Source organism: Paraburkholderia caffeinilytica, assembly GCF_046030355.1.
Lineage (GTDB): Bacteria > Pseudomonadota > Gammaproteobacteria > Burkholderiales > Burkholderiaceae > Paraburkholderia > Paraburkholderia caffeinilytica_B.
In genome coordinates this window covers 20,428-35,383 of sequence record NZ_JAQQCQ010000021.1, presented here as the reverse complement: position 1 = coordinate 35,383, position 14,956 = coordinate 20,428, and the positions used below count along the sequence as shown (strand labels likewise).

The 14,956-nt window shown below is 63.5% G+C and carries 12 protein-coding genes; 9 read left to right on the top strand and 3 right to left on the bottom strand.

Annotated features, from left to right (window positions below; translation table 11 throughout):
• Positions 1-56 precede the first annotated feature (56 nt).
• From PQQ95_RS27045 to PQQ95_RS27020, 6 genes are all read left to right on the top strand, one after another.
• A complete protein-coding gene (locus PQQ95_RS27045) occupies positions 57-1,565 on the top strand; it encodes a carbohydrate porin (RefSeq protein WP_408442895.1) in 1,509 nt (502 codons plus the stop codon).
• A 100-nt stretch (positions 1,566-1,665) separates the two neighbouring features.
• Complete coding sequence (locus PQQ95_RS27040; protein WP_408442893.1) at positions 1,666-2,817, top strand: NHL repeat-containing protein; 1,152 nt, start codon at positions 1,666-1,668, stop codon at positions 2,815-2,817.
• Between the two features lie 85 nt (positions 2,818-2,902).
• A complete protein-coding gene (locus PQQ95_RS27035; RefSeq protein ID WP_408442891.1) occupies positions 2,903-4,303 on the top strand; it encodes a Dyp-type peroxidase in 1,401 nt (466 codons plus the stop codon).
• A gap of 91 nt (positions 4,304-4,394) precedes the next feature.
• On the top strand, positions 4,395-5,426 hold the full coding sequence (locus PQQ95_RS27030) for an iron ABC transporter substrate-binding protein (RefSeq protein ID WP_408442889.1): 1,032 nt from the start codon (positions 4,395-4,397) through the stop codon (positions 5,424-5,426).
• Positions 5,427-7,031 (top strand): ABC transporter permease, encoded by a 1,605-nt coding sequence (locus PQQ95_RS27025; RefSeq protein WP_408442886.1) that lies wholly within the window; start codon positions 5,427-5,429, stop codon positions 7,029-7,031.
• Positions 7,032-7,072: 41 nt separating this feature from the next.
• Positions 7,073-8,131 carry an ABC transporter ATP-binding protein gene (locus PQQ95_RS27020; protein ID WP_408442883.1) on the top strand — a complete coding sequence of 353 codons (1,059 nt, stop codon included), beginning with the start codon at positions 7,073-7,075 and terminating at the stop codon, positions 8,129-8,131.
• Positions 8,132-8,276: 145 nt separating this feature from the next.
• Here PQQ95_RS27020 and PQQ95_RS27015 read toward each other — a convergent pair whose 3' ends face one another.
• Positions 8,277-9,164: a LysR substrate-binding domain-containing protein gene (locus PQQ95_RS27015; protein WP_408442881.1), complete on the bottom strand. Its 888-nt coding sequence runs from the start codon at positions 9,162-9,164 to the stop codon at positions 8,277-8,279.
• A 114-nt stretch (positions 9,165-9,278) separates the two neighbouring features.
• On the opposite strand from PQQ95_RS27015, the gene PQQ95_RS27010 reads away from it, so the two are divergent.
• Entirely contained in the window at positions 9,279-10,199 is a 921-nt protein-coding gene (locus PQQ95_RS27010; RefSeq protein WP_408442878.1) for a DMT family transporter, read from the top strand.
• 47 nt (positions 10,200-10,246) lie between these two features.
• Here the strand turns inward: PQQ95_RS27010 and PQQ95_RS27005 are convergent, their stop codons facing one another.
• Together PQQ95_RS27005 and PQQ95_RS27000 are read right to left on the bottom strand one after the other, a co-directional pair.
• Positions 10,247-10,552 carry a Txe/YoeB family addiction module toxin gene (locus tag PQQ95_RS27005; protein ID WP_408442876.1) on the bottom strand — a complete coding sequence of 102 codons (306 nt, stop codon included), beginning with the start codon at positions 10,550-10,552 and terminating at the stop codon, positions 10,247-10,249.
• Between the two features lie 425 nt (positions 10,553-10,977).
• Positions 10,978-12,276, bottom strand: a complete 1,299-nt coding sequence (locus PQQ95_RS27000; protein ID WP_408443143.1) for an MFS transporter — start codon at positions 12,274-12,276, stop codon at positions 10,978-10,980.
• Between the two features lie 188 nt (positions 12,277-12,464).
• Between PQQ95_RS27000 and PQQ95_RS26995 the strand changes: the two genes are divergently transcribed.
• Together PQQ95_RS26995 and mdcA are read left to right on the top strand one after the other, a co-directional pair.
• Positions 12,465-13,238, top strand: a complete 774-nt coding sequence (locus PQQ95_RS26995) for a GntR family transcriptional regulator (protein WP_408442873.1) — start codon at positions 12,465-12,467, stop codon at positions 13,236-13,238.
• 8 nt (positions 13,239-13,246) lie between these two features.
• Positions 13,247-14,908 (top strand): malonate decarboxylase subunit alpha, encoded by a 1,662-nt coding sequence (mdcA, locus tag PQQ95_RS26990; RefSeq protein WP_408442870.1) that lies wholly within the window; start codon positions 13,247-13,249, stop codon positions 14,906-14,908.
• Positions 14,909-14,956 lie beyond the last annotated feature (48 nt).

The window sequence follows — 14,956 nt, the reverse complement described above, 5'->3', positions numbered from 1 at the left end:
GGCAACGCGACGTCGCAATGGTTAGATCAGTCGATACAACACAAATAAGGATTTCGATGAAGTTCGCCCATCCTGTCGAACCCGCCATTCAGGCGCGTTCGCTTCACGACTCCGCCCCGCGCCGTTCGCGTTTGCCTTCCATGCGCCGCATCGCGCTTTGCACGGCTTTCGCGTGGGCCTCGCTCACCGCCGGCGCAGCGATGGCGGAAGCCAATCCCGATGCCGCGCCGGAAGCGCCCGAAGCCGACCTGAACATCAAGGCCACCCAGACGGACCAGTGGACCGGATTCTGGAATCGCCAGACGATGCTCGGCGACATCGGCGGTCTGCGCCCCTGGCTGGGCAAATACGGCGTGACGTTCGCGCTCACGGAAACCAGCGAAGTGCTCGCCAATGTCCGCGGCGGTCTCGCGCGCGGCGCGGACTACGATGGCCTGACCACGGCGACCGTGCAGATGGATACGCAAAAAGCGTTCGGTTTGCCAGGCGGCCTGTTCAACGTCAGCGCCTTGCAGATCCACGGCGCCAACCTCAGCGCCAACAAGCTTGGCACGCTGAATACGGCGAGCGGTATCGAAGCCGACGACACCACGCGCCTGTGGGAACTGTGGTACCAGCAGTCGTTCCTGAACAAGCGCGTCGACGTCAAGATCGGCCAGCAGAGTATCGACCAGGAATTCATCACCAGCACGAATTCGGCACTGTTCGTGAACACGATGTTCGGCTGGCCAGCGCTGCCTTCCTATGACATGCCGTCCGGCGGTCCCGCTTATCCGCTGGCCGACCTCGGCGTGCGCGTGCGCGGACAGATCACGCCTTCGTTGACGGCGCTCGCCGGCGTATTCGACGGCGATCCGCTCGGCAACAACCCGGACAACAAGAGCGGCACCAATTTCAACCTGCACAACGGCACGCTGTTCATCGGCGAGTTGCAGTACGCGATCAATCAGCCGGCCGACGGCGAAATGGTCAGTGCGGGCGGCGGCGGGTTGCCCGGCACCTACAAGCTCGGCGTCTGGTACAACAACGGCAGCTTCGCCGATCAGCGCTTCGACAACACCGGTCTCTCGCTCGCGAACCCGGCGACCACCGGCGTCGCGCAGAATCATCACGGCGACTACAGCTTCTACGCGGTAGCCGACCAGATGGTCTGGCGCCCGGATCCGGACGAACCGCGCAGCCTCAGCGTCTTCGCGCGCGTGATGGGCGCACCGGGCGACCGCAACCTCGTGAGCGTCGCCGCCAACCTCGGCGTCGTGCTGAAGGCGCCGTTCGCCGGCCGCGACAACGACAGCGCCGGCATCGCGCTTACGTACATCAAGATCGGCAACCACGTGAATGGTCTTGATCAGGATAACCTGGCATTCAGCGGCGGCCCCTACGGCGTGCGCACCAGCGAAACCACGCTCGAAGCGACCTACCAGTATCAGGTCAACCCGTGGTGGCAACTGCAGGCTGACGCGCAATACACGTTCAATGCAGGCGCCGGCCAGAACCCGAACGATCCGACGCAACCGCTGCGCAACACGTTCGTCATCGGCGTGCGCACCAATATTACGTTCTGATGCCGTTCGCCATTACCCCACACGCTCAAGACCCATCGAATCCCCTACTTTCGATCATGACCGCAACTATCGCTTTGTGCGCAGGCTCCGAGGCTCACTCATGAACAATTCCACGCGCAAATTTTCGCCGCGCGCCGCGCGCGCCTTGATCGCCACCGCAGTCAGCATGGCCGCATTCGCGACGGCTGGCATCGCGCACGCCGAACCGGCGGGTTTCCTCGAAACCATCAAGCATCACACCACGCTGATCAACACCGTGCCGGGGAACGGCGACCAGAATCCGTACGCGGTGGTGGTCGCTCCGGTCACGGTGGGCACCGTCAAGCAAGGCGACGTACTGGTCGGCAACTTCAATAACTCGACCAATCTGCAAGGCACGGGCAGCACGATCATCAACTATCACCCGGACACCAAGGAAATGACGGTGTTCGCCACGGTGCCGCGCGATCTGAAGGAATGTCCGGGCGGCATCGGCCTGTCGACGGCGATGACGATGCTCAAGTCGGGCTACGTGATCGTCGGCAGTACGCCGAGCAATGACGGCACCACCGGCACCAAGGGCGCCGGCTGCCTGATCGTGATCGATCCGAACGGCAAGGTTGCATCGACCATCACCAGCCCGAACATCAACGATCCGTGGGGCAACATGGCGGTCGTCGATAATGGCACCAGCGCGACGCTGTTCGTCAGCAACGCCGGCTTCGGTGTAGGCGGTGCGGAAGGCAATCCGCCGGTGTTCAAGCAGGCCACCGTGCTGCGTCTGGACCTCGACGTGCCGGCCGGCAAGCCGCCCGTCGTGAAGAAGGAAACCGTGGTGGGCAGCGGCTTCGGCGCGCAGGCCGACAAGGGCGTGTTCCTCGTCGGACCGACCGGACTCGCGCTCTCGAACGACCAGAAACTGCTGTACGTGTCCGACGCGATCGGCAATCGCATCACCGAAATCGACGAACCGATGACGCGCGACACCAGCGCAGGCGTGGGCCGCCAGCTGACCGCCGACGGTCTGCTGCATCGCCCGCTTGCCATGGTCACCGCGCCGAACGGCCACCTGCTCGTCACGAACGCGCTGAACGGCCAGATCGTCGAAATCGATCCGGCCAGCGGCAAGCAGATCTACGCACGCTGGATCGACACCGACAAGGCACAATCGCCCCCGGGCAACGGCGACCTGTTCGGTCTCGCAATGACGCCCGAAGGCGACGGTTTCTACTACGTGCAGGACGACGTGAACACCCTGGTGCTCGCGAAGTAAGAGCAGCAAAGACTGACGCAGATCCGGCCAGTGAGCCGGAACGCAACCCCGGCATACCCCACTGCCAAATGAAGGTGAAGGAACCATGGCAAACGATCAACCCCCGCGGCCTTCCCGGCGCGGCTTTCTGAAGGCCGGCGGCGCCGCGGTCGCAGCGGGCGCGAGCCTCGGTGCGACCGGCGTCGCCCAGGCCGCGCTCGGCAAGACGCCGGCGCACGCGGCCGATCCGCAGTTGGCGGTCGAGCCGTTCTACGGTTTGCATCAAGGCGGCATCGTCACGCCGCAGCAGAGTCACACGTACGTTGCCGCGCTCGATCTGACAACCGACAAACGCGAAGACGTGATCGCGCTGCTGCGTGCCTGGACCGATGCTGCCGCACGCCTGACGCAAGGCGCCACGGCCGCACCGCTGCCGACTGGCGCCGCTACCAGAACGGCACTGGCCGACACGAAGACTGATACGCAGGCCGACACGAAGACCGATGCGAAGGCCGACCCCAAGGCCAACGACACAGCTTACAGCCCGGTCAACACCAAAGCCGCGCCGGATTCCGGCGACGTACTCGGCCTGGGTCCATGCGGCCTGACGATCACATTCGGTTTCGGCCCGGGCCTGTTCACGAAGGACGGCAAGGACCGCTACGGCTTGGCCTCGCGCCGCCCCGCCGCGCTCGTCGATCTGCCGCGCTTCAACGGCGACCAGCTCATCCCCGAAAAAACCGGCGGCGACCTGTACATCCAGGCCTGCGCGAACGATCAGCAAGTCGCGTTTCACGCGGTCCGGCAATTGGCGCGTCTCGCCTACGGCACCGCGGCGATGCGTTGGGGCCAGTCCGGTTTCCTGTCGGGTCCGCGCGGTCAGACGCCGCGCAATCTGATGGGCTTCAAGGACGGCACCAACAATCCGTCGACCGCGAAACCGCAGTTGATGAACGAATTCGTCTGGGCCCGCGGCACCGCCGACGCACCGTGGATGGAAGGCGGCACCTACACCGTCGTGCGGCGCATCCGCATCACGCTCGAACACTGGGATAACACTGAGGTGGATTTCCAGGAGCAGGTGTTCGGCCGTCATAAATACAGCGGCGCGCCGATCGGCAAGAAGAACGAGTTCGATCCCGTGGACCTCAAGGAAGAGGACAAGGACGGCAATCCGGTGATTCCGGAGAACTCGCATGTGCGTCTGTCGAATCAGGCGAGCAACAACGGTGCGCAGATTCTGCGCCGCTCGTATTCGTACAACGACGGCACGAACTTCTACATCGAGCGCTGGCCGCCATGGCGTCAGGAAACCGAATACGACGCGGGGCTGATTTTCGTCGCTCACCAGAGCGACCCGCGTACCGGCTTCATTCCGATCAACGACAGGCTCGCGAAGTTCGACATGATGAACCAGTTCACCACGCACGTAGGCAGCGCGGTATTCGCGGTGCCGCCGGGTGCGAAGCCGGGTTCGTATATCGGCGCCGGGCTGTTCGAGACGTAATGCAAGCCGCAAGGCAGGCCGCCGGCCGCGAGGCTGGCGGCAAGCGGCGCATCAAAGACCAACAACAACATCACTAACGGATTTTAGGATCATGGCTCATTCCTGGTTTGGCACTCGCCTGCGCCTCGTCAGCAGCGCTGCCGCGCTCACGCTGGTTGCTCTCGCAACGGTGCCGTCGGCGGCTCACGCGGCATCGATCACGCTGTACAGCGCGCAACACGAGCAGGTCGTCAATCTGCTGGCTAAAGACTTCGAGAAAGAATCGGGCATTTCGGTAAAGATCCGCAGCGGCGAAGGTCCGGCCATGGCCGCGCAACTCGTTGCGGAAGGCGCTGCCACCCCCGCCGACGTCTACTTCACGGAAAACTCGCCGGAGTTGATGCTGCTCGAAGAAAAGGGCCTGCTGAATAAAGTGGACGGCGCGACGCTCGCAACCGTGCCGGCACGCTTCAACTCGCCGACCGGCGCATGGGTGGGCGTGACCGCGCGTGAAAACGTGCTGGCCTACAACACGACCAAGGTGCAGGCATCGCAACTGCCGCAGTCCTTGTTCGATCTGGCCAAGCCGGAATGGAAAGGCAAGGTCGGCATTGCACCGAGCGACGGCGACTTCCTGCCGCTCGTGAGCGCGGTTCTCGCACTGAAGGGCGAAGCACAAACCGTCGCATGGCTGAAGGGCCTGAAAGCCAACGCGCAGATTTTCGACGACGACGAAGGCGTGGTGGCGGCCGTCAACCGCGGCGGTGTGGCGACGGGTCTGATCAATAACTACTACTGGGCGCGTCTGCACGCCGAAATCGGTGATGCGAAAACCCGCAGCGCGATCTATCACTTCGGCAACGGCGACGCCGGCGCACTGGTGAACGTGTCGGGCGCAGCGGTGCTGAAGTCGGCCCACAACACGGACGGCGCGCAGAAGTTTCTCGCCTATCTGGTCAGTGACCGCGCCCAGGCGTTAATGGCGAAGAGCCACGTCATGTTCGAATATCCGCTGCACGCAGGCGTTGCACCGGACCCGATCCTCAAACCTTTCGCTGAACTGAACCCGCCGGCGCTGACGATCCAGCAACTCGGCGACGACAGCCAGGCAGGCAAACTCCTGCGTCAGGCAGGCTTGCTGTAAATGAGCGATGCCGTGTCAGCCGGGCCTCCGGCTGTAAATCCCGCCCCGGCGCGCGCCCGTTCGCGCGCGCCTCGCGGGTTGTTTGCGGCAGCAGCACTCAGCGCTTTGCTGGTGTTGCTGCCGATTGCGTTTACCTTCTGGCGCGCGGCGAGCTTCGGTATCGGCGAGGCGGTCGATCTGATCGTCCGGCCGCTGGTCGGCGAACTGCTGGTCAACACGCTGTTGATCACCGTATCCACCACGCTGGTCTGCGCTGTCGTCGGTACGGCGGCGGCATGGTTCGTCGAACGCACGCATTTGCCGGGGCGTCGCGTCTGGGCCGTGCTCACCGCGGCGCCGCTCGCCATGCCGGCCTTCATCTCGAGCTATGCCTGGGTGTCGCTGAGTCTGGATTTGCAGGACTTCAACGGTGCGCTGCTGGTGCTGAGCTCCGCGTATTTCCCGCTCGTTTATCTGCCCGTGGCCGCCGCGCTGCGCAGCATGGACCCGGCGCTCGAAGAAAGCGCGCGTGCACTCGGCTGCAATCGCTGGACCACGTTCATTCGCGTCGTGCTGCCGCAACTGCGTCCGGCGCTGCTCGGCGGCATGCTGCTGGTGGCGCTCGGCGTACTGTCCGAATTCGGCGCGTTTACGCTGCTGCGCTTTCGCACCTTCACCACGCAAATCTATGCGGAATATCGTACCAGTTTCGATGGCGGCGGTGCTTCGCTGCTCGCGTGTCTGCTGATCGTGATCTGTCTGGTCGTGCTGGCGTTCGAGTTTCGCGTGCGTGGCGTGGCGCGCTATGAACGCGTCGATCGTGGGACACGTCGCGCGGTGCTGCGCTACGACCTCGGCGCGTGGCGCTGGATCGTCGTTGCCGGCTTTGCCGCGCTGGCGATCGCAACGCTCGGTGTGCCGCTCGGCATGATCGGCTACTGGCTCACGCAACCGGGCGCGGCCGCCGTCACCCCGGCCGACGTCTCGCCCGAACTGCTATTCAACGCGACGATCTCGTCGCTCGGTTTCGGGCTCGCCGCCGCCCTATTGACCACGCTGCTGGTCGTGCCGCTCGCGTTCCTGCTGGTGCGCTATCCGACGCGTTTCGCGACGCTGTTCGAACGCACCGTGTTTCTGGCGCAAGGCATACCCGGGCTGGTGATCGCGCTGGCCATCGTGTCACTCGCGGTGCACGCGCTGCAGCCGCTTTATCAGAGCGCGACGCTGCTGGTGATCGCTTACGCGATGCTGTTCATGCCGGTGGCGCTGGTCAGCGTGCGCGCCGCCTTCATGCAGGCCCAGCCGCGCCTCGAAGAAACGGCCCGCGCACTCGGCCTCACCTGGTCGCAGACCCTGTTCCGCGTGGTGCTGCCGCTCGCGGGCCCAGGACTCGGCGCAGCTGCGGCGATGGTGTTCATCTCGGTCGTCACCGAACTGAATGCCACGCTGCTGCTCTCTCCCATCGACACGCAGACACTCGCGACACAAGTCTGGGCCGACACGTCGACCATGGCGTTCGCCGCCGCGGCGCCCTACGCGGCGTTGCTTACCGGCATTTCGCTATTCGCCTCCGGCCTTCTGTTCGCGTTGCTCGGCAAATCGGCGCTGCTCGGCGAACGAAGCTAAACGTCGCGCACCAGCGCCCTGCTCTCAGACATCGGAACTACATGAGCGAACTTCGTATTCGCGGACTGCAAAAATCGTTCGACGGCCTTCCCGTGCTGCACGGCATCGATCTCTCTGTCGAGCGCGGCACGCTGCTCGCGCTGCTCGGACCGTCCGGCAGCGGTAAGACAACCTTGCTGCGGCTGTTGTGCGGCTTCGAGCGCGCGGATAGCGGCAACGTCGAAATCGACGGCCGCCGCGTGGCCGGCGACAATCTGCATGTCCCTTCAGAGCAGCGTCGCATCGGCTACGTGCCGCAGGAAGGCGCGCTGTTTCCGCATCTGTCCGTGGCGGACAATATCGTGTTCGGCTTGCCGCGCACGCAGCGGCGCGCACGTCATCGTGTGGCTGAATTGCTGGAGCTGGTCGGCTTGCCGGCGAACTTCGGCACGCGTGCGCCGCAGCAACTGTCGGGTGGTCAGCAGCAACGTGTGGCGCTGGCTCGCGCGCTTGCGCCGTCACCGACGCTGGTGATGCTCGACGAGCCTTTCTCCTCGCTCGATGCCGCCTTGCGGCTCGAAACGCGGCAAGCGGTGGCCAGCGCCCTGGCGGCGGCGGGTGCAACGGCGGTTCTTGTCACGCACGATCAATCGGAAGCGCTGTCGCTCGGTCATGAGGTCGCGGTGCTATGGAACGGCCGGCTGATCCAGACCGCCACGCCGGAGACGCTGTACCGCCGGCCGGTGACGCGTGAACTCGCATCGTTCGTCGGTGAAGCGGTGTTGTTGCCGGGCGTGGTCAAGCAGGATCGCGTCAACTGCGAACTCGGTGATTTGCCGCTGGGCGAGCCGATGGGCAACGGCGCAGTCGATGTAATGGTGCGGCCTGAACAGATCCGTTTGCTGCGCGATGGAGAAACAATGGCGAATGGCGCGGCGTCCTATGAGGCCATCGTGCTCGACGTGATCTTCCAGGGGCAGGATGCAGGCGTCGCGCTGCAATTGCAGTCCGGTAAGCGGACGATGGTGCGGGCTCGCGTGCCGGGTTATCTGTCGCCACGGCCGGGCGAACACGTGCGGCTCGCGGTGGATGGCGAAGTGACGGCTTATGCGCGGGGTTGAGCGGCACAGCTAAGCTACACGGCTGCCCCCCGTGGCCGAGCTGCACAGTCTCACGTCAAGCCACGCAGTAAACGGGCATTTAAGCGACACAGCCAAGTGCCGCGGTTCGGCAACGTCGTTCCGCGACGCGTCTACGTTACCTCCATCACGGAGCCACCGCCGAGCCACGCGGTTGGCTGCGCAGCGACAAATCCTGCACCATCTGCGCGGCCAGATAGTCGCAGGTGGGCCGATCCGATTTGGCGCTGCGCGCCACTACGATTTCCAGCGGCGCGATCTTCGGCAAGCCTTGCGCTTCGCCCAGAATCGCCAGCCGCGACGGCACGCTGCAACGCGTGAGCGCGATCACTGAAAGTCCCGCATCCACCGTGGCCACCAAACCCATCAGACTGGCACTGCTGAACGCCGCCCGGTAGCGGATACGCGCACCGTCCAGTGCCGCCAGCGTATGCTGGCGCGCGACACAGCCCGGCTCGTAAAGCCCCACCGGCAACGGCGATGCCGCCAGCACCGGCGTATCCGCCGACGCCCCCACCCACACCATCGGCTCGCTGCGCACGAATTCGCCGCGCAATTTGCGATCGCGCGTGACGAAGGCGAGATCGATCTTGTTGTCCGCCAGCATCGGCGCGAGCGACGTGCTCTGCGCGCAGACGATCTCGATCTCCACATGCGGATACAGATTCGAAAAGCGCCGCAACACCGGCGACAGCAGCGACGACACGTAATCGTCCGGTGCGCCCAGCACCACGCGCCCGGTCACCTCCGGCCGCACGATCGCCGACCACGCTTCCTCATGCAATGCCAGCACGCGCCGCGCGTATTCGAGCAGCGTATTGCCGGGCCGCGTCAACGAAAGATTGCGCGTGTTGCGGGCGAATAGCGTGGTGCCGAGCATGGTTTCGAGCCGCTTGATCTGCATGCTGACCGCCGCCTGCGAGCGGTGCACGGTCGTCGAAGCCTTCGTGAAACTGCCCGTTTCCACCACCGCGACGAAGGTGCGCAGCAAATCGACGTCGAATTCGGGGTGCATGATTTATCAATCCAGCTTATGGAATTACTCAATTTAATTCGTTTGTCCGTGCTGTGCAAGCCGCGCAATACTCGTGACTCCACCTCATGTGACCCATTTCCGGAGCCGCTTCGCATGTTCCTCACCCAACGTCAACAAGGCGCCATTACGCTGGCCAGCGGCGGGCTTTTGATGGGCACGCTCGGCATCTTCGTCGAGGAAGCGCGGCTCGGCGCGCTGACGCTGGTGTTCTTCCGCTGCCTGTTCGGTTTCCTCTCGCTCGCGGCGTATTGCGCGTGGAAAGGTTTCTTCACGCGTGCGCATTTCACGCGGCGCACCGTCGTGCTCGCGTTGATCTCCGGTGTGTTGATGGTCACGCAGTGGGTCGGCTTCTTCGACGCGATTCATCGCACCAGCATTGCGGTGGCGACCGTGGTGTTTCATGTGCAGCCGTTCTGGGTCGTGCTGATGGGCGCGGCGCTGTTCAACGAACGTCTCGGCGCCGACCGGCTCGGCTGGATCGCGACCGCGTTCGTCGGCCTTGTGCTGGCCTCGGGTGTCGCGGCGACCGGGAATCTGCAGGGGCATACGAGCTATCTGATTGGTATCGGCGAGGCATTGGCGGGGTCGGTGCTGTATGCAAGCGTCACGCTGATCGCCAAAGGACTCGGCAATTTGCGGCCGCATCTGCTGACGCTCGCGCAATGCGCGGTCGGCGTGGTGTGCCTGCCGTTCATTGCGCCGCTTACCGCCGTGCATATCGGGCCGATGCAGTGGTTCTGGCTGGTCGGCATGGGCGTGCTGCACACGGGATTGTCGTACGTGCTGATTTACGGCGCGCTGCCGAAACTGACCACGCCGGTCATCGCCGTGCTGCTGTTCGTCTATCCGCTGACGGCGATCGTGGTCGATGCCGTCGTGTATGGGCGGGCGCTGTCGCTGCCGCAACTCGCAGGCATGGCATTGATTGTCATGGCGAGCCTCGGCGTGAATCTCGGCTGGCCGCTACTGTCGATGTTGCGCCCCGGCGCACGTGCACGGCATCACGCCGATTGAGCGTGGATGCGTTAAACAAAAACCGGGCATTGCGCCCGGTTTTTTCTTCAATCATCATAATGGAAGCGGCATGCAGCAACGTAGATCAATCCGTCTTTCGGTCGATATATCAAACGGTCGATGGTAGTAATGCGACGGGACCAATAACCGGCAAGTTCGCCGAGTAAAGGTTCAGGTTGACCCGAGCCTGAAAACGGATTCCGACTGCACTCTTTCAGGAAGGTGTTGATGGTTCGTAAAACCTTCAAGTCAAACTTCTGCCAATAAAGATAGTCATCCCATGCTTCGTCTGAAAAAGCAAAAACACTGTTAGACCTTGCGGTCTCCTCGTTTCGGTTTTTTTGTTTGTTCATTGTTCGACAGCTCGCGTGGCGCCACGCCGCCGGCATTCAGTTGCGCGATAGAGTTAGCCAGCCTCCGTGCATTCTTAGCGGAGCTCAGCAAATACAATGTCTCCCGCGCACCATCGCTGCAACCAGCGCCCCTCACCTTGATGGGGTCAGCGCGCGCCTCGTCAAAAGCAAAAAAGTTCATTAATCTAATCGACTCCGAGTTTCACCCCAAGTCGCCCATAAAAATAGTCGGCGACGTAGTGTGTGCCAAGTTTCACCACTATCCTATCAATCCAGATTTCTTGAATATATTCTCTGGATAACGAATTAATTGTACAAAACAGGATACGTTTCGACAACCAGATGAACAGCCCGCTTGCGAGCGCCGACCGACACACATCATGCCGGCCACAACCCACGCCCGCCACTCAGCCAAACGGCCAATTTCACTGCGGCAGCACCTCTCCCTTCGTCTCCGGCGCAAACGGAATCACGAACAAGCCGACGATGAACGCCAGCGCCGTAAGCGCCACCGGCACGCCCAGCGTATGCATATGCAACACCGCCGCGCCCAGCAGAAAGTTCACGCCAGCCCCCACAAACCGCCCAAACGATGTGCAGAACGCGAACGCCGTCGCCCGCACCCGGGTTTCGAACTGCTCCGGCAGCCACAGGCTGAACAGCGCGAAATTGCCGCCGAAGAAACCCAGCACGAAGAGCCACGCAATGAACGGTGCGAGCCCGTTCGGCAGATAGAACGCCCAGCCGAAACTGCCGACAATCGCCACGGCCATGCCGATGAAGTAAATCGCCAGCGTCTTCTTGCGGCCGATACGCTCGGCCAGCGGCGGCAACGCGAGACAGCCCAGAATCGTCGCAATCGACAACAACCCGGTTGCCAGCGACGCCGTCCTGATCGCATCGTTCTTCGCCATGCCGGCCTTCGTCGCCAGCTGAATCACGGCCGATGGCTCGTACACCGCACCCGCCCACAATCCGACAATCGCGATGGTCAGCAGAATGCACGCGACCCACGTGCGGCGCCGATACGTCGGCCCGAGAATTTCGCGCAGCGGTTTGACCTGGACGGTGCGCGCCTCCGCCTTCTGCCATTTCTCCGATTCCTTCACGCGCAGCAGCACCAGAATCGCCACCACCACCGGCACTGCGCCGGTCAGGAACATCGCGCGCCAGCCGTAATGCACGCCAATCGTGTAGTTGAGCGCGGCCGCCAGAAAGAACCCCGCGTAGTAGCCCGTTTGCAGATACCCGGCGCCCATCTTGCGGCGGTCTTCCGGCCACGCTTCAGCGACGTACGTTCCCGCCAACGCCCACTCGCCGCCAATGCCGACCCCGGCAATGAAGCGGTAAATGCCGAGCTCCCATACGTTGTGCGAGGTCGCGGCAAGTCCCGTGAAAATAGCGAAAGTGAAAATGGTGCCCGCCAGCACCTTGGTGCGGCCGAAGCGATCCGCCAGCGGCCCCCAGATAAACGACAGCCCCCAGCCCACCAGAAACAGCGCGAACAGGATCGAGCCGGCGAGGCCGACATTCGCGGGCGTCGCGGCATACCCCGAGCGCGGCAACAGCTCGGTCAACGCCGGCGTCAACACGAGCGCGTAGATAAACGAGTCCATCCCGTCGAGCGTCCAGCCGGCCCACGCGCCCCAAAAACCTGCGATCTGCGAGCGATTGAGCGGCGTGCGGCGCCGCACGACCGGCGTGCGGTCGGTTAGTGAATTCATCATGCTCCTCCGGCCCTGCGGTTGACGTACCTGGCTTACATAAAGGCAACGACGAGATGGCGCGCTTGCTTGTGGATCGATGTGCCTCGTATAACGATGAGAGGACATCGCAGGGCGCCGGGTAGTGAAAAACTTTCCGGGTTTGCCCGCCTGTTAAGCGCACAATTTCATATATAATATTCAATATCATGAACGACGCAATAGATGGTTTTCCCCTGGATGCCGCGGCGCGCAGTCCGTTTCTACCTGCGGCGCCGCCGCGCGAGAGCACGTCCCGCGTGATCGCCGAGGCGTTGCGCGCGGCGATTGTCGACGGCACCCTGGCGCCTGGCGCACCGCTGCGGCAGGACGCGATCGCGCGGCATTTCTCCGTCAGCGCAATTCCCGTGCGCGAGGCCTTGCGTCAGCTCGAAAGCGAAGGCTGGGCGAGAGCCGCCGTCCACAAAGGTGCGACCGTCGCGCCTTTGTCGGCGGACGAAGCGCGCGAAATCTACGAGATTCGCTCCGCGCTGGAGAGCCTCGCCATTGGCCTTGCGATTCCGAACCACACCGCCGCCACGCTGCGCGAATCCGCCACGCTCTGCCGCGCCGCCGAACGCGAGCCGGACCCGTCGTTGTATGTGGCACGCAATGTCGCGTTTCATATGAGCCTGTATGCGCCCGCTGGCCGCGCGCAACTCGAGGACATGATCAACACGCTGCATCGGCGTGGCGAACGCTATCTGCGCCTGAAGTTCGGCTTGCCGTCGTACAAGGGCGAATCGGACAATGAACACGCCGCCTTGCTCGACGCTGTACAACGCCGTGACATTCCTGCTGCACAGTCCCTGGTCGTCGCGCATCTGCTCGGCACCGGCGACCTGCTCCATCGTTTCCTGACCGAACGCGCGCAGGCGGAAGCCGCGCTTGCGAATCAACCCAAGCCGCGCGCCAGACGCACGCGCATCCCCTCCGGGAGCTGAATCCGCCGATGAACCGACCCGCCGAAGCTGTTACCCCCGTTCGTTCCTGGACCACCCGCCGCGACGAAAAGAATCGTCGCCTCGCAGCCATTGCACCGTGGCTGGAAGACGGCGTGCTGCCCGCAAACCGCATCGTCGATGCGCTCGAAACGCTGATTCAACCAGGCGACCGCGTCGCACTCGAAGGCGACAACCAGAAGCAGGCGGACTTCCTGTCCCGCTCGCTCGCCAAGGTGGATCCGCAAAAGATTCACGACGTGCATCTGCTGATATCGAGCATCGGCCGTCCTGAACATCTGACGCTGTTCGAGCGCGGCATCGCGCACAAGGTCGATTTTTCGTTTGCCGGGCCGCAGAGTTTGCGCGTCGCGCAACTGCTCGAAGACGGGCAACTGGAAATCGGTTCGATCTACACGTACGTCGAGTTGTACGCGCGCATGTTCGTCGATCTCACGCCGCACGTCGCGCTGCTGTGCGCGGAAAAGGCCGATCGTCACGGCAACCTGTACACCGGTCCGAACACCGAGGACACGCCGACCATCGCCGAAGCCGCCGCGTTCCGGCATGGCATCGTGATCGTGCAGGTCAACGAGATCGTCGATGAACTGCCGCGCGTCGATATTCCGGGCTCGTGGGTCGACGTGGTCGTGCAGGCGGACAGGCCCTTCGCCGTCGAGCCGCTGTTCACGCGCGATCCCCGTCATATCGGCGACCTGCAGGTGCTGACCGCGATGATGGTGATTCGCGGCATCTACGAACCGTATGGCGTGAGCTCGCTGAATCACGGCATTGGCTTCGACACCGCGGCGATCGAATTGCTGTTGCCCACCTATGGCGAATCGCTCGGCCTGAAAGGCAAGATCTGCCGCAACTGGACGCTCAATCCCCACCCCACCATGATCCCCGCGATCGAATCGGGCTGGGTCGACAGCATCCACTGTTTCGGCAGTGAGGTCGGCATGGAGGCGTACATCGAAGCGCGCCCCGACGTCTTTTTCACTGGCAACGACGGCAGCCTGCGCTCGAACCGTGTGCTGTGCCAGCTAGCGGGTCAATACGGCGTCGATCTGTTTATCGGCTCGACCTTGCAGATCGACGCGGATGCGAATTCGTCGACGGTGACGCGCGGCCGCCTCGCCGGTTTCGGCGGTGCGCCGAACATGGGCCACGATCCGCGTGGGCGGCGTCATTCGAGCGAGGCATGGCTCAAATTGCTGAAGGACCAGGGTCCGGTGTCACGTGGACAGAAGCTGGTCGTGCAGATGGCTGAAACGTACAAGAAAGGCGGCGAACCGACCTTTGTCGATGAACTCGATGCGGTCGCGGTCGGCGCGAAGAGCGGCATGCCGATCGCGCCCGTGATGATCTACGGCGACGACGTGAGCCATGTCGTCACCGAGGAAGGCATCGCGCATCTGCACAAAGCCGAAGGTGTCGACGAGCGGCGCGCGGCGCTGGCCGCAGTAGCCGGTGTCACGCCGATCGGGCTGCGGGCGAAGCCGGAGAAGACGGCCGAATTGCGCCGGCGTGGCATCGTCGCGTATCCGGAAGACCTCGGCATTCGACGCGGCGAAGCGAAGCGTTCGTTGCTGGCCGCCCGCAGCATCGACGATCTGGTGACGTGGTCGGGCGGGCTGTACGCGCCGCCGGCTCGCTTCAGGAGCTGGTAACGATGGCGCCCGCTGTTTTGCTCGAGTGCGAGGCCGACGCCATGCCGG